The organism is Streptomyces sp. SCUT-3 (assembly GCF_014083985.1).
In the GTDB taxonomy this organism is placed as follows: Bacteria; Actinomycetota; Actinomycetes; order Streptomycetales; family Streptomycetaceae; genus Streptomyces_H; species Streptomyces_H thermolineatus.
Genome location: NZ_CP046907.1, coordinates 950,861 through 965,886 on the forward strand (window position 1 = coordinate 950,861; position 15,026 = coordinate 965,886).

14 protein-coding genes are annotated in these 15,026 nt (G+C 74.1%); 4 read left to right on the forward strand and 10 right to left on the reverse strand.

The window, feature by feature from the left end; genetic code table 11:
* Positions 1-63 precede the first annotated feature (63 nt).
* Together GQS52_RS04205 and GQS52_RS04210 are read right to left on the reverse strand one after the other, a co-directional pair.
* Positions 64-1,422, reverse strand: a complete 1,359-nt coding sequence (locus tag GQS52_RS04205) for a hypothetical protein (RefSeq protein ID WP_259370568.1) — start codon at positions 1,420-1,422, stop codon at positions 64-66.
* Complete coding sequence (locus tag GQS52_RS04210) at positions 1,419-4,301, reverse strand: DEAD/DEAH box helicase (RefSeq protein ID WP_182316193.1); 2,883 nt, start codon at positions 4,299-4,301, stop codon at positions 1,419-1,421. Before GQS52_RS04210 ends, GQS52_RS04205 begins: the two co-directional genes overlap by 4 nt.
* 306 nt (positions 4,302-4,607) lie before the next feature.
* Between GQS52_RS04210 and GQS52_RS04215 the strand changes: the two genes are divergently transcribed.
* Complete coding sequence (locus GQS52_RS04215; RefSeq protein WP_182311719.1) at positions 4,608-4,973, forward strand: hypothetical protein; 366 nt, start codon at positions 4,608-4,610, stop codon at positions 4,971-4,973.
* Positions 4,974-5,077: 104 nt separating this feature from the next.
* Here GQS52_RS04215 and GQS52_RS04220 read toward each other — a convergent pair whose 3' ends face one another.
* The 6 genes from GQS52_RS04220 to GQS52_RS04245 form a co-directional block, all read right to left on the reverse strand.
* The gene (locus GQS52_RS04220) at positions 5,078-5,827 is read right to left on the reverse strand and encodes a 3-oxoacyl-ACP reductase family protein (RefSeq protein WP_182316194.1); all 750 of its coding nucleotides are present in this window, start codon (positions 5,825-5,827) and stop codon (positions 5,078-5,080) included.
* Between the two features lie 207 nt (positions 5,828-6,034).
* Positions 6,035-6,562: a DUF6584 family protein gene (locus GQS52_RS04225; RefSeq protein ID WP_182311720.1), complete on the reverse strand. Its 528-nt coding sequence runs from the start codon at positions 6,560-6,562 to the stop codon at positions 6,035-6,037.
* A gap of 268 nt (positions 6,563-6,830) precedes the next feature.
* On the reverse strand, positions 6,831-7,049 hold the full coding sequence (locus tag GQS52_RS04230; RefSeq protein ID WP_182311721.1) for a DUF397 domain-containing protein: 219 nt from the start codon (positions 7,047-7,049) through the stop codon (positions 6,831-6,833).
* A complete protein-coding gene (locus GQS52_RS04235; protein WP_259370569.1) occupies positions 7,046-7,861 on the reverse strand; it encodes a helix-turn-helix transcriptional regulator in 816 nt (271 codons plus the stop codon). The genes GQS52_RS04230 and GQS52_RS04235 overlap by 4 nt, the downstream gene beginning before the upstream one ends.
* 188 nt (positions 7,862-8,049) lie before the next feature.
* The gene (locus GQS52_RS04240) at positions 8,050-8,970 is read right to left on the reverse strand and encodes a hypothetical protein (RefSeq protein WP_182311722.1); all 921 of its coding nucleotides are present in this window, start codon (positions 8,968-8,970) and stop codon (positions 8,050-8,052) included.
* 219 nt (positions 8,971-9,189) lie between these two features.
* Positions 9,190-9,762 (reverse strand): hypothetical protein, encoded by a 573-nt coding sequence (locus tag GQS52_RS04245; protein WP_182311723.1) that lies wholly within the window; start codon positions 9,760-9,762, stop codon positions 9,190-9,192.
* A 124-nt stretch (positions 9,763-9,886) separates the two neighbouring features.
* Between GQS52_RS04245 and GQS52_RS04250 the strand changes: the two genes are divergently transcribed.
* Complete coding sequence (locus GQS52_RS04250; protein ID WP_182311724.1) at positions 9,887-11,263, forward strand: BTAD domain-containing putative transcriptional regulator; 1,377 nt, start codon at positions 9,887-9,889, stop codon at positions 11,261-11,263.
* Positions 11,264-11,312: 49 nt separating this feature from the next.
* Here GQS52_RS04250 and GQS52_RS04255 read toward each other — a convergent pair whose 3' ends face one another.
* Positions 11,313-11,579, reverse strand: a complete 267-nt coding sequence (locus tag GQS52_RS04255; RefSeq protein WP_182311725.1) for a hypothetical protein — start codon at positions 11,577-11,579, stop codon at positions 11,313-11,315.
* Positions 11,580-11,851: 272 nt separating this feature from the next.
* Positions 11,852-13,741, reverse strand: a complete 1,890-nt coding sequence (dnaK, locus tag GQS52_RS04260) for a molecular chaperone DnaK (protein ID WP_182311726.1) — start codon at positions 13,739-13,741, stop codon at positions 11,852-11,854.
* Between the two features lie 263 nt (positions 13,742-14,004).
* Here dnaK and GQS52_RS04265 point away from each other — a divergent pair, with 263 nt between their 5' ends.
* Together GQS52_RS04265 and GQS52_RS04270 are read left to right on the forward strand one after the other, a co-directional pair.
* Complete coding sequence (locus GQS52_RS04265) at positions 14,005-14,430, forward strand: Hsp20/alpha crystallin family protein (RefSeq protein ID WP_182311727.1); 426 nt, start codon at positions 14,005-14,007, stop codon at positions 14,428-14,430.
* Positions 14,431-14,594: 164 nt separating this feature from the next.
* Positions 14,595-14,987 carry a hypothetical protein gene (locus tag GQS52_RS04270; RefSeq protein ID WP_182311728.1) on the forward strand — a complete coding sequence of 131 codons (393 nt, stop codon included), beginning with the start codon at positions 14,595-14,597 and terminating at the stop codon, positions 14,985-14,987.
* Positions 14,988-15,026 lie beyond the last annotated feature (39 nt).

Sequence of the window (15,026 nt, forward strand, 5' to 3'; positions counted from 1 at the left end):
GGCGGCCCGACGGCGGGTCGGTTTGCCCGCCGCCGGGCCGCCGCCGGGCCACCGGCCCCGCTTTCAGGCGGCTCCCGACGTGCCGTCCGCACCGTCCGCGCCGCCGGTACCGCCCGTGTCACCGGCGTCGGCGAGTTCGGCGAGTTCGGCGAGTGCCTCGGCGGGGTCGGTGGACGGGGTGCCGGCGGGCCACCAGGCGCCCTCCCGCTCCCGGTAGGGGTACCAGCGGCCGTCGCGGCCCTGGCGCAGCTGGAGGCCGCGGCCGGTCAGCGTCCAGTGGTTGCCGTCGACCGTGATCGGGGGCAGTTCCTCGTCGTCCCAGCCCGCGGCCATCGCGGTGCGGGCCTGCGCGATCTGCTGGTCGGCGGGTGTCCAGGGCCGCTCCAGGACCTCCAGTGCGGCCCGGCCCCCGGTGCGCCACGCCGCGGCGGCCCGGTCCAGCTCGCCGGGCCGGCCGCAGCTCTCGCGCAGCCGGGCCGTGACGCGCGGGTCGGGGTGGGTGGCCGCCAGGCGCACGGTGTCCTGCCACTCGTCGAGCGGCGCCGGCGGCTCGGCGCCGAACCCGTGCAGGTGGGCGAGGAGTTCACGGGCGTGCACGGCCGCGTCGGCGGCGAGCCGGTCCAGCGGGTCGGCCTCGATCCCGGTGAGTGGCTCGTCGGGGGCGGCGGGCGGCTCGGGCAGCGGCGGCAGGGCGGGCAGCGGGACGGCGGGGCGGGCGTACGCCTCGCGCTGGAGCTCGAAGGATCCGGCGCCCTCCCCCGTCCCGTCCCTCCCCTCCCCGGTCTCTCCGGTCTCTTCCTCCCAGTCCTCCTCGTCCTCCTCGTCGTCGCCGGTCAGCGCCCGCAGCAGCAGGGCCGACTTGAGTTCCTCCACCGCCTCCTCGGGGGCCCTGCCGCGGATCAGCAGCAGCAGCCACGGGTCCTCGTCGAGCAGCCAGGACAGCTGGTAGCTCAACGCGGTGGCGTGCGGGCAGGGGTGGTCGAAGGCGTCGCAGTCGCAGTGCGCGTCGAGGTCGCCGTAGCCGGGCAGCATCCGCACCCGGGCGTCCTCGACCGCCTCCAGCAGGTCCTCGGGGAGTTCCCCGGCCAGCAGCGCCTCGGTCTCGGCGGGCCGGTCGGCGGTCTTCTCCCAGAGGAGGTCCCACTCGTCGGCGTCGAGTTCCTGGAGCGTCAGCACGGTCGTGCACGTCTCCTCGCCGCCGTACACCTCGGCGGCGACCCGTCCCGGGCTGACCGTGATCGGGCCGATCCGGCCGGTGCGGGCGAAGGACCGCCCCTTCTTCAGCGGCTCCTCCTCCGGCCAGACGTCCTCCGCGGCCGCCACCCACGCCCTGGCCCAGAACGACTGGCCGCGGGCCCGGCCGCCCCGGCGTGCCGCGAAGGCGGGGAAGCCCCGCGCGCCGCTCTCCTGTGCCCCGCTCATACCGTGCTCCTCAGTTCCACCAGGTTGGCCAGCTCGTCGTTGGTCAGCTCCGTCAGGGCCTGCTCGCCGGAGCCGAGGACGGCGTCGGCGAGTTCCTTCTTGGCCTCCAGCAGGGCGGCGATGCGGTCCTCGACGGTGCCCTCGGTGATCATCCGGTGCACCTGCACGGGCTTGGTCTGGCCGATGCGGTAGGCGCGGTCGGTGGCCTGGGCCTCCACTGCCGGGTTCCACCAGCGGTCGTAGTGCACGACGTGGTCGGCGCGGGTCAGGTTCAGGCCGGTGCCGGCCGCCTTCAGCGACAGCAGGAAGACCGGGAACCCGCCGTCCTGGAAGCGCCGCACCATCTCCTCCCGCTTCGCCACCGGCGTCCCGCCGTGGAGCAGCAGGGCGGGGGTGCCGCGCTCGCGCAGGTGGCGCTCCAGGAGCCGGGCCATCGTGACGTACTGGGTGAACACCAGGGCCGCGCCGCCCTCGGCGGTGATGGTGCCGATGAGTTCGTCGAACAGCTCCAGCTTCCCGGAGCGGCCCGCGAGCGGCGCGTCCTCCTCCTTGAGGAACTGCGCGGGGTGGTTGCAGATCTGCTTCAGGCCGGTGAGCAGTTTCAGTACCAGGCCGCTGCGGGCGATGCCGCCGGCGCCGTCGCGGATCTCGCCCATCACCTGCTCGACCTGCTTGCGGTACAGGGCCTCCTGCTCGGCGGTGAGCGCGACCGGCCGGTCGGTCTCGGTCTTGGGCGGCAGTTCGGGTGCGATGCCCGGGTCGGTCTTGCGGCGGCGCAGCAGGAACGGCCGGACCAGGTCGGCGAGGAGCCGGGCGGTGTGCTGCTCCTGCTCCCCCTCCGCGGCCAGGGCGCGCTCGGCCTCGATTGGGGCGACCCAGCGCTTGCGGAACCGGCCGTGGGTGCCGAGCAGTCCGGGCGTGGTCCAGTCGAGGACCGCCCACAGTTCGGAGAGGTTGTTCTCGACCGGGGTGCCGGTGAGCGCGATGCGGGCGCGGGCGCCGATGAGCCGCAGCGCCTTGGCGGTGGAGGAGTGCGGGTTCTTGACGTGCTGGGCCTCGTCGGCCACCACCAGGCTCCAGGGGTGCGCGCCGAGCTGCCCGGCATCCAGCCGCATGGTGCTGTACGTGGTCAGCACGAAGCCCTCGTCGGCGCCGGCGAGGGTGCGGCCCGGGCCGTGGTAGCGGTGGACGGGGGTGCCCGGCGCGAACCGGCCCACCTCGCGCTCCCAGTTGCCGAGCAGGGAGGCCGGGCAGACCACGAGGGTGGGGCCGCGGTCCTCCTCGTTCTCCTGGCGCAGCAGGTGCAGGGAGATCAGCTGGATCGTCTTGCCGAGGCCCATGTCGTCGGCGAGGCAGCCGCCGAGGCCCAGCGAGGTCATGCGGTCCATCCAGCGCAGCCCGCGCAGCTGGTAGTCGCGCAGGGTGGCGGTGAGCGCGGTGGGCTGCTCCACCGGTTCGCCGCCGCCGTCGGGGTCGGCGAGCCGGTGGCGCAGGGCGAGCAGCCACTCGCTGGGCGCGACCCGCACCCGCTCCCCGCCGATCTCGGTGTGGCCGGTGAGGGCGACGGCGAGCGCCTCGACGGCGGTGAGCGGCGGCAGTTGCCGCTCGCGGGCCCTGCCGGCGGTCTCGGCGCCGACCAGGAGCCAGCGGTCCTTCAGGCGCACGACGGCCCGGCCCTCGCCGACTGCCGCCGCCTCGTCCTCGGTGAGCGGCTCGCCGTCGAGCTCGATGCGCCAGCGCAGGTCGACGGTGCCGTCGCCGCCGAAGAACGAGCGCAGGTCGGCGGGCGGCACCCGGTCGGCGCCGACCACCGCGCGGGCCGTGAGCGCCCCGGCGGCCTCCTCGGGCCAGGTGACGTCGATGCCGTGCCCGGCCAGCCGGCCCGCCGCCCCGCCGAGCAGTTCCTGCAGTTCCCGGCCGGTGAGGTCGATGGCGCCCGGCACGGGCAGCAGGCGCTCCAGCGGCTCCCAGACGCCGGCGGCGCGGCGCACGGCGAGCACCATGTCGGCCTGGGCGCGCGGCCCGAGCGCATGGTCGGCGCGGACGAACAGCTCGTCCGCGTCCAGGGCGAGGGTGGGGTCGGCCAGGCTGTGGGCGCGCGGCACCAGGCGCGGCACGGGCGGGGCGTCCGGTGCCGTGCCGGTGAGTTCGACGCGCAGGGACATCCGCAGCCCGGAGTCGAGTCCGGCGGAGATCTCCTCGGCCCAGGCGCGCAGTTGCGGCACGTGCTGGGGTTCGGTCGCGGAGAACGCGGCCCGGCCGGTGGCGGCCTGCGCAGCCGGGGTGCGCGGCAGCGTGTCGGCGACCGCGTCGAGGAAGGCGCGTACCAGTTCGGCGGGGTCCGTGCCGGGCACGGCGATCGCCTCGGCGGGGGCCGCGTCGGCCAGTTCCCGTAAGCGGGCGATGTCGGAGGCGTCGAACGGTCCGGCGCGCCAGGTGTCGTACCCGCCCGGGGAGACCCCGGGCAGCAGCCGCTCGCGGGCCGTCACGTGCAGTGCGAGGGCGAGCGCCCCGCCCCAGAACGCGGCGGCGGGATGCGGCCGCACGCCGTCGCCGCCGTCGGCGTCGGCGTCGGCGTCGGCGTCGGCGTCGGCGTCGCTGCCGCCGGCGCCGTCCCCGGCCGCGCGGCGGGCCAGCGCCAGCGCGGGCAGCGCGTGCGCGAGGGGCAGGCGCAGCACGGGCAGGGTCCGCAGGGCCACGTCCTCGCCGTCCCGGACCACCAGCTCCGCCTCGCCGGGCTCGCCGCCCGGCGCCTCCGGCGGTGCGTCGCCGGCCGGGTCCCAGAAGGCGATCCGGCCCGTGCGGGCCGGATCACCCGGTTCGAACACGGCCGCGCACCGCGCCAGCGGCGCCGCCTGCTCCGGCGTCATCCACACCATGCGTTCCAACTCTCTCCCTGATTCCGGACCGCTGCCGCCCACCCGGCACCGGCGGATGCGGGTGCACCGCCCGCCGATGATCCCTCATGCACGGCGCGCGGCGCCGAGGAGCCGCTCGATGATGGCTTGAAGCGGGCGCGGCGGGTGCCGCCGTTGTCGACCGCCCTTCGAGGGCACGTCGGGAGAATGCGAGCGCTGCGGCTGCCTGCAGCGTTCCGATGCCCGTTTCCCGGAGGTCGGACGAAGAAGCCGGCGCCCCTGCCGTGCACGCCGGACCCGCGGACGTTCTCCACCCCCACCGCGACGGTGGGGGAGCTCGCGGGCATCGGCCTGTACCCGGTGCGGGCCGCGGTGCACCTGCTGGGCACGGACCTGGCCGTGGCGGGCGCGGTGCTCTCCCGGGGTCCCGGGCGCCGGGCGCCGGGCGCCGGGCGGAGGACGCGGGCGCCGCGCTGCTGCGCCGCGCCGACGGGGCACGCGCACCTCACCTTCGGCATGGGCCACGCCTACCGCTCGTACTACGAACGGTGGGGCAGCAGGGGCCGCATCACCGTGGACCGCGCCTTCGCCCCGCCCGCCGACCACCGGCCGTCGCTCGTCGTGGAGGGCCGGGGCGGCGCGCGCACGCTCCGGCTGCCCGCCGAGGACCAGGTGACGGCCGACGGCCCCTGAGGCCCGCCCTGCCTGCCCGGCCTGCCCGGCCTGCCCGGCCTGCCCGGCCTGCCCGGCCTGCCCGGCCTGCCCGGCCTGCCCGGCCTGCGTCGGACCGTGCCGGCTCAGGCCGCGAAGCCGCCGTCCACCGCCAGCTCCGCGCCCGTGACGTACCGGGCGCTGTCGCCGACCAGGTACGAGACGGCGTCCGCGACCTCCGCCGCCGTGCCGTAGCGGCCGAGCGCGGTGAAGCCGCGCTGGAAGTCGGCGGATTCGCCGTCGCCGGGGTTCATGTCGGTGTCGGTCGGTCCCGGGTGGACCAGGTTGACGGTGATCCCGCGCGGGCCGAGCTCCCGGGCCATGCCCTTGGTGAGGCCGGTCAGCGCGGCCTTGCTGGTCGCGTAGAGCGCGCTCCCGGGGAAGGGCACGCGCTGCGCGAGGCAGCTGCCGATGCTCACGATCCGTCCGCCTTCGGCCATGTGCTCCACCGCCGCCTGGGCGTAGAGGTAGGGCGCGCGGACGTTCACCGCCAGCACCTGGTCGACCTGGCCGAGTGCCACCGCCTCCACCGGTCCGACTGCGCCGACACCCGCGTTGTTCACCAGGACGTCCAGCCGTCCGAACCGCTCGACGACCGCCGCCACCGCGCCGCGCACCTCCTCCGGGTCGGCGCTGTCCGCGCGGACGGCCCAGCCCTTCCGCCCCGTCGCGGTGATCCTGGCGACCACCTCCTCGGCCGGGCCGGCCGAGCCCCGGTGGGTCAGCGCCACGTCCGCGCCGTCCTGGGCCAGCCGCAGCGCGACCGCCGCCCCGATCCCCCGGCTGCCGCCGGTCACCAGCGCCACCTTGCCGTCGAGCGCCTTCGCACCGTTCATCGCCATCTCCGCAGAGTCCCTTCCTCCGGTCTTGGACACGTTCGATTCAAGACCGGAACACCCTGCGGTTCCGGCGGTATTCAGACGTTGCGTCCAATCTTCAACGACGTCTCCGCACGCCCCGGTGGCACGGACCGACCGCGGCCACCCGGCACAGGCCGGTCCACCCGCCGGACCGGAGTTCCCCACGGGCTCCGGTGACCTGGGTCAGTCGAAGAGGGCAACGAGGCCGTTCACCCAGACCGCGAGGAACGCAAGGACCGCCACCAGGCAGCCGGCCCCCGCCAGCACACCGCCGACCGTCCACGGTTCGGCGGGCGCCTCGTACTCCTTCCCCGGACCCTCCCGGTAGGAGGCGGGGTCGTCCCAGTCGACGGGGTGCCCCAACTCCTCGGTGCAGGCGGTCCGCACCGCGACCAGCTGCCCCTCCGCAAAAGCAGTGGCAGCCCTCATCTCGGGGCCGCGCCAGGCGAGGGCCCTCATCCGCCGCCCGGGGGACCCGTACCGCGCCTCGAAGGCGGCGGTCTCGTCGGCGTCCCGGTCCTCTTCGAGGTACATCCAGCGGCCGGCCTCGGCGGCATCGCCGTAGAGCCGGTACACCTCGGCCAGACGGCGGCGGAGCGTCAGGTCGTGCGGGAAGGACGAGACGAGGCCGCGCAGGCGCTGGCGCGCGACGGGGACCCGGCCGGCGGCCAGGTCTGCGTCGACTCGGGCAAGGGTTTCTCCCAGGGGCATGAACGCATGATCGAGTACCGCACCGACCTGCGTCGACCTGGTTTCGCCGCCCAGCACTCGCCCTCTCCCGACGGCACCGGCCGACGACGCACCGGGACGGGACGACGCCGGTCGCGGGACGGCCCTCAGCGCGACGCGCCCCGGCGGACCCGCCGTCGAGGTCCGCCCCGCAGCACCGCCTCCCGTTCCCGCGGCGCCCGCGGGCCGCGCACGACGCGGCGCCCCGCCGCCGGCCGGATGCCGGTGGCGGGGCGCCGTCGTCCGTCGCTCAGCCGGTGAGCGGCCGGGCGGCCGCGAAGCCGACGAAGGCGGCCCACGCCTCGGGCGTGAAGGCGAGCGAGCCGCCGTCCCGGTCCTTCGAGTCGCGCACGTGCACCGCTCCGGAACCGGCCGCGACCTCCACGCAGTTGCCGCCCTGATTGCCGCTGTAGCTGCTCTTGAACCAGGCCAGACCGGCGGCGTCGTCCATGATCTGCTCGGTGCTCATAGCTCTCCCGCAACCTGCTCGATGAGGTTCGCCGACTCTCCAGGACTGAGAGCCTGTGCGCGGAGTGTTCCATACCGCAGCGCGAGCGCGCCGACGTTATTCGGATCGGAGACGAGGAAACTACCGTTCTGTCCCTCCACGTAGGCCAGGGTGCGGCGCTCCGGCGTCTCCAGGAGAACCATCGGACCGTCCAGCCCCGTGTGCACTTCCTGCATCGTCGGCATGATCTGCACAGAGACATGGCGCATGTTCGCGCACTCGTGCAGCCTTCGAAGCTGTTCCCGCAGTACCGCCCGGCCGCCGAGGGGACGGCGCAGGACCACTTCCTCGATCACGAACCCGAGTACGGGGAGCGGCCTGCGTTCCAGGAGGCGCTGGCGGTCGAGCCGGGCGCTCACCTGCTGTTCGATCTCCTCCTCCTCCAGCGGCGGGCAGGCGGCCGAGATCACCGCTCTCGCGTACTCCTCGGTCTGCAGCAGCCCCGGCATCACATGGGCCTCGTACGAGCACAGGCTCACCGCGTCCGCCTCCAGCAGGGCGAATTCGTGGAACCAGGTCGGGTAGCGGCAGCGGACCAGGTACGGTCCGCCCGCCTTCAGCACCCCTCCCGCGTCCAGTGCCTCGTCCGCCCGGTCGATCAGCTCCTGTTGCGGAAAACGCCGGCCCTGCTCGATCGCGGCGACCATCGCCTCCGAGTAGCCGACCTGTGCGCCCAGTTGTTCGCGCGTCAGGCCGGCCCGCTGCCGGAACAGCTTCAGTTGGCTGCCGAAGTACTTGAGCGTCGCCGAGCCCAAGTCGCTGTTCTGCACCACCTGCTACCTCCCCGTTCGTAACCGTCTGCCCCGTCAACCGCTCACCGCCCGGCCGGTCACGTTCCACGGCACGTACACGCCGCCTTGTACGCGTGTCCGCGCGCCGTCCGCGCGCGGCGCGACGGCAGCGCCGGGGCCCGGCCGCTTCGCGTGGCCGGGCCCCGGCACGGGTGGGGTGGTGCGGTTGTTCAGTACTGGGCCGGGGGCTGCTGGCCGCCGGTGTAGCCCCGTCCGCCGCCGGTGTAGTCCTGCGGGTTGCCGGGCTGGGGGGTGGTGCCGGGGCTGTAGGCGCCTCCCGGCCGGCCGCCGGGCTGCTGGGCGGGGGCGGCGGCACCGATGTGCTGGGCGGGGGCGTGCTGGGTCCGGGTGGCGTCGAGGGCGTCCTGGCGGCCGCGCCGGTAGGCCTCCATCTGGCCGCGAGCCGTGCCGGTCTGCTGCTCGGCGCTGGTCAGCCAGCGGTCCCAGCGCTGCTGCATCGGCTTGACCATGCCGCCGCCGACGCCGACGACGAGGATGCCGCCGACGGTGGCCAGCACGGTGATCAGGACCGGCATGGTCACGCTCACGGCGATGCCGATCTGGTTCAGCGCGGCGATCACACCGAGGGCGACGATGAACACCGAGGCGATCGTGGCGAGCAGGTTGCCGTAGGACAGGCCGCCCAGCGCACCGCGGATCAGGTCCCTGACCCCGGCGGCGATCGCCGTGGCGACGACCACGATCACGATGGCCACCGCGACCTGCGGCAGCCAGGCCACCACGCCCCGGAGGAGGTCGCTGATCGGGTTGGGCCCGAACACGGAGAACGCGACCTGAAGGGTGATCAGCAGGACCGCGTAGTAGATCAGCTTGGCGATGATGTCCGAGGCGTCGTACTTGGTGCGCTCCATCGCTTTCGCGACGCCGCCGCGCTCGACCGCCTTGTCGAACCCGACCCGTTCGAGGATCGCGTTGACGGCCTTGGCCAGCAGCTTGGCGACCATCCAGCCGACGAGCAGGACGACCAGGAAGGCGGCGAACCTGGGCACGAACGTCGCCACCGACCGCCAGGCGTCCGACACTCCGCTGCCGAAGTCCACAGCGGCCAGTGACACCGATGATGTTGCCATTGCTTGATCTTCCGTTCCGTGAGGCCTTCAGTTGCACCCGCCCTCGTTCCGGGCGGTCTCTCGTCCCCTTGGGATCCGTTTGACCGCGATCGCACTGAACATGCCAACCAATTCGGTGTTTGGGGGCCGCCTCCCCGCACCGTGCCCCTCGGACGGTGCACAGCCGACCGTCGCCCTCCCCGGCGGAGGCGCCGAGGGGGCGGGACGGACGGGACGGGCTCAGGAGATGCGGGCGCAGAGGTCGTCGACGGTTCCGCGGACCATGGTGACGGTCTTGTGGCCGGTGGGGTCGATGTCCAGGGTGTACGCGCCGTCGACGACGTGCAGGCCGCGCGGCAGGTTGCCGCCGTTCTCGCCGACGCCGACGAGCACGGGACCGAGGACCGACCAGTGCTGGGATCCGTCGGTGCCGTACTCGACGACGGCCGACCCGCTCACGTCCGCGTCGTGGGAGGCGCCGGTGACGGTGTTCGTGACCCGTACGACCAGGTCCCCCGTGTAGGCGACCCGCTTCACCGACCCGTCCGGACGGGTCTCCAGCACCCGCCGCACCACCTCGTCGACGACGGGCTCGCCGTGCACGGGGAAGTCGCACCGGGCACCGGCCGCGGTGTCCCAGGGGGCGGAGGGGGCCGGCTCCCAGCCGCCTTCTCCGCCCCCTGCCTGCGCGTTCGAGGTTCCGGAAGCCGCCGGTGCGGCCGGGGGCACCGGAGCGGCCGAGGCGGTCCCGGCGGGCACGGCACCGATCAGCACGGCGGCAAGTACGGGCAGGGCAAGGTGGTTTCGTCGCACGTCCGTCTCTCCTTGCGAGGATGGTCACGAAGATGGTTCGTGCCGCCATGCTGTCCCGCTCCCCTGACCACGTTCTCACCGCCCGCGCCCGGGTGTCATCGCCGCCGACTACCCTGCCGCGTTCATGGAGTTCAAGCTGCTCGGTACGTTCGAGGCGCGCCGCGGGGGGCAGCGGGTCGCGGTGGGCAGCCGACGCCAGGAGCGGTGCCTGCTGTCGGTCCTGCTGCTGCACCCGGGCCGCACCGTGACGACCTCGCGCCTGGTCGACCTGCTGTGGGACGGCGCCGCCCCCGCCTCGGCCCGCGGCACCGTCCACACCTACGTCGGGAGGTTGCGGGCCGGCCTCAGGCCGTACGGGCTGCGCATCGAAACCCGGCACGACGGGTACGCCGTCGACCCCGGGGCCGCGGGGGTGTCGGTCGACGCGCAGGAGTTCGTCCGCCTCGCCCGCCGGGCGGAGGCCCGCGACGACCCCGCGGAACGGGTGGACCTGTACGACCGGGCACTCGGACTGTGGCGGGGCCCGCTGCTCGCCGACGTCGCCGGCGACCGGCTCCGCGACCGGCTCGGCGTCGAACTCGCCGACCTGCGCCTGTCCTGCCTGGAGCAGCGGGCCGAGGACCGGCTCGCCATGGGGCTGCACGGCAGGGTCGTGGAGGACCTGGCACGACCGGCCGGGGAGCACCCGGAGCGCGAGCGGCTCGTCGGCTGCCTGATGACCGCGCTGTACCGCGGCGGCCGCAAGGCGGACGCCCTCGGTCTGTACCGCAGCACCCGCAGGGCCCTGATCAAGGAGTTCGGCATCGAGCCCGGCGCAGGGCTGAGCGCGCTGCACGACCGCGTCCTGCGGGACGATCCCCGGCTGGAGCGGCCGGGCCGACCGGGCCGACCGGGCCGGCGGGAGGGACCGGACGGGCCGGACGGGCCGGGCGCGCCGGTCCAGGCGGTTCGGGTGCGCGGCGAGTGGCTGCCGTGGAACACGAGCGGCCACCCCGCCCTGGAGCTCTGCAACACCTACGCGGGCTGGGGCGGCCCGCGGCGGCCCGGGTCGGAGTGGCTGCGCGGCTACAACACGCTCGCCGTGTGGGCAGGCCACACGGACCTGCTGGAGGAGCACGACGTCACCCGGCTGATGGAGCTTGCGCGGCGGCGGCCGGGCGAGGCGGCCGCCGCACTGGAGGAGGCCCGGGCGTTCCGCGCGGACCTGTACGCCTGCCTGACCCGCCCGGACGACGTGTCCGCCTTCGAGGCGGTGGCCGCGGCCGCCGCGGAGGCGGCCGGGGCGTCGGTGTTCGTCCGGGGCGAGGACGGCCTGGGACGCTGGCGGCTCTCCCCCGCCGCCGGGCTGCGGCTGCCCGCCCTCGCGGTCGCCCGCAGCGCCGCGGAACTGCTCGCCGACCCGAGGCGCTTCACGGTCCGGCGTTGTCCCGGCGAGGACTGCGGGTGGCTGTTCCTCGACCGGATCGGGCAAGCAAGGTTTCGAAGCGTCAGGAGCCCATGAATCACGGTTGATTGACACCGGGTGGCCGGCATGGAAACCGAGGATCGGATCACGGGGGCTCCCGGGGGCGGGGCGGGCGGCACCGGCGGGAGGGCGGCGCGGTGAGCGGATCCGAGATCACGCCGCCCGCCCTGCGGAACGCGGCCGGGCACGGCACCGAGGCCCGGAACGGCACCCAGACGGCGACGAACCGCTTGGACCACAGCCACGAGCGCGTCAAGGAGGAGACGGACGGCTTCGGCTTCGGTGCCCACCAGGTCGAGCACGACCGCGAGTGGACCGCCGAGGACATGCAGAACGCCAAGCCCGCCCCCATGCCCGCTCCCGCGCCCAGCGCCCCCCTTCGGACGATGCCCCGTGGTCACGATGAGGCAGTTGGAGAAACCGAAGTTCGGCGCCCTGGGGGAGGCCGTGGAGAGCTGGCGGGAGTCCTCAGCCCGGCTCGACTACCACCGGGAGGAGGTCGACCGGTCCATGCGCGCCCCGCTGAAGGAGCAGCTGAGGCCCTGCCGAGGCCTGCGCCGGCGGAGCCGGAGGCGGCGGCCGGGGAGCCCGTCACGGGGCGCCCCGGCCGCCGGGGGCGGCGGTTCAGCCGCCCTCCCCCTTCTGCTTCTCGTCGTCGACGATCTCGGCGTCGACGACGTCCTGCTCCCCCGCCGCGCCGTGCGTGCCTTCGCCCGCCCCCGGCGCGGCCCCCGCGCCCGCGGTGCCGGCCGCGGCCCCCTCCGCGCGGGCCCGGTCGTACATGGCCGTGCCGATCTTCTGGGCGGCGACGGCCGCCCTGTCGACCGCGGCGCGCAGCCCCGCGGTGTCCTCGCCCTTGAGCTTCTCCTTGACCTCGGCGAGGGCGGCCTCGGTCTCGGCCTTCGCGTCGGCCGGGACCTTGTCCCCGTTGTCCCTGATCAGCTTCTCGGTCGAGTAGACGAGCTGCTCGGCCTGGTTGCGGGTCTCGGCGGCCTCGCGGCGCTTGTGGTCCTCCTCCGCGTGCTGCTCCGCCTCGCGCATCATGCGGTCGATGTCGTCCTTGGGGAGCGCGGAGCCGCCGGTGACGGTCATCCTCTGCTCCTTGCCGGTGCCGAGGTCCTTCGCGGACACGTGCATGATGCCGTTGGCGTCGATGTCGAAGGTGACCTCGATCTGCGGCACGCCGCGCGGGGCCGGCGGCAGGCCGGTCAGCTCGAACATGCCGAGCTTCTTGTTGTACGCCGCGATCTCGCGCTCGCCCTGGTAGACCTGGATCTGCACCGACGGCTGGTTGTCCTCGGCCGTGGTGAAGGTCTCCGAGCGCCTGGTGGGGATCGTGGTGTTGCGCTCGATCAGCTTGGTCATGATGCCGCCCTTGGTCTCGATGCCCAGGGACAGCGGGGTGACGTCGAGCAGCAGGACGTCCTTGACCTCGCCGCGCAGCACGCCGGCCTGCAGGGCGGCGCCGACGGCGACGACCTCGTCCGGGTTGACGCCCTTGTGCGGGTCCTTCCCGGTCAGCTCCCTGACCAGGTCGGTCACGGCGGGCATGCGGGTCGAGCCGCCGACCATGACGACGTGGTCGATGTCGGAGACCTTGATCCCCGCGTCCTTGACCGCCTGGTGGAAGGGCTCCTTGCAGCGTTCGAGCAGGTCGGCGGTGAGCTGCTGGAACTGCGCCCGGGTGAGCTTCTCGTCCAGGTGCAGCGGGCCCTCGGCGGAGGCCGTGATGTAGGGCAGGTTGATCGTGGTCTCGGTCGCGGCGGACAGTTCGATCTTGGCCCGTTCCGCGGCCTCGCGCAGGCGCTGCGTGGCCATCTTGTCCTTGGACAGGTCCACGCCGTAGTTGTTCTTGAACTGCTTGACCAGGTGGTCGACGACGCGCTGGTCCCAGTCGTCGCCGCCGAGGTGCGTGTCGCCGTTGGTGGACTTGACCTCCACCACGCCCTCGCCGATGTCCAGCAGGGAGACGTCGAAGGTGCCGCCGCCGAGGTCGAAGACGAGGATCGTCTGGTCGTTCTCCCGGTCCAGTCCGTAGGCGAGGGCGGCCGCGGTGGGCTCGTTGACGATGCGCAGGACGTTCAGGCCCGCGATCTCGCCGGCCTCCTTGGTGGCGGTGCGCTGCGCGTCGTTGAAGTAGGCGGGCACGGTGATGACGGCGTCCGAGACGTCCTCGCCGAGGTACGCCTCCGCGTCGTGCTTGAGCTTCTGCAGGACCCGTGCGGAGATCTCCTGCGCGGTGTACCGCTTGCCGTCGATGCTGCCGCTCTCCGGGAAGCGCCAGTTCGCGTCGCCCATGTGGCGCTTGACCGAGCGGGCGGTGCGTTCGATGTTGGTCACCGCCTGCCGCTTGGCCACCTCGCCCACCAGCACGTCGCCGTTCTTGGCGAAGCCGACCACGGACGGCGTGGTCCTGGCGCCCTCGGTGTTGGTGATGACGGTGGGCTCGCCGCCCTCCAGGACGCTGACGACCGAGTTGGTCGTGCCGAGGTCGATGCCGACCGAGCGTGCCATGTCACTCCTCCTTGACTCCGCCCCTCCCGATTCCTGCGCCGGTCCGCCCGTCGCGGCCCGCACCGGACACGTACCCCCTTCCTGCCCGGTCGGCCGGAGGACGGGCGAAGAATTTCCACAAACTCCGCAATAAAACTTGAGCCTCCTCTTGTCAAGGCGGCGCCGGAGGAATATATGTATGAGTATCGGGAGGTTTGGGAAGCCACCCCGGTGGAGTCGGACAGAAGTGGAGAACCCGTCGTCGAAGAGGGGAGTGACCACAGATGCTGATGCGCACCGATCCCTTCCGCGAGCTGGACCGCCTCACCCAGCAGTTCCTGGGGACGGTGGCCCGTCCGGCGACCATGCCGATCGACGCCTACGAGCACGAGGGCGCCTTCCTGGTGCACTTCGACCTGCCCGGGGTCGACCCTGACTCGATCGACCTCAACGTCGAGAAGAACGTCCTGACGGTCAGGGCCGAGCGCCGCGCCCCCGACACGGCGGGCGCCGAGCTGCTCGTCGCCGAACGGCCCTACGGGGTCTTCAGCAGGCAGCTGTTCCTCGGCGAGACCCTCGACCTCGAGCGGATCGAGGCCGGGTACGACGCGGGCGTCCTCACCGTGAGGATCCCCGTCGCCGAGCAGGCGAAGCCGCGCAGGATCGAGATACACCACGGCAACGGCGGCGCCAAGCGGATCGCCGGCTGAACCCGCCCGGCCCCCGCGGCCGCCGTGCCCGCCCGCAGGCGGTGCCCTCCTCCGGATTCCGCACAGGTACCGGAAGGAGGACACCGCCGCACCCGCACGCCGCACCCGCACGCCGCGACACCCTCCCCGACGGCCCCGCGACCCCGACAGGAGGCACTCGCCCGATGATCACCGAACTGGCCGTGGAACGCGTCGAGTTCACCTGCGGTCACTGCTGGACCCGCTGGAGCGCCGACTACGACGTGCAGCACTACCAGGACGACCGCGGCGCCGACTGGGAGTACTTCTCCCGCGACGGCGTTCCCGTCGCGTCCCCGTACACGCCCGAAGGGGCGCCCGCCTGCCCCCTGTGCGGACGGCACTGGGTGGGCCGGCTGCGGGCCCGCAGGCCCGTGCCGGTCCCCGGCGGGGACGGCCGGGCGCCCCGCAGCCCGGTCACCGACACCGCCGGGCACCGCCCCGAACGCCGCACCGCGCCCCTCCTAGGGGCCGCGGCCCACGAGCAGCCCGGGAGCACGGCCGCGCCGGCCGCCGGGCCCTCCCCCGCACGTCCCTGAACGGGGCCCGGCCCCGGAACGGCGCACGGCCCCGGGGAC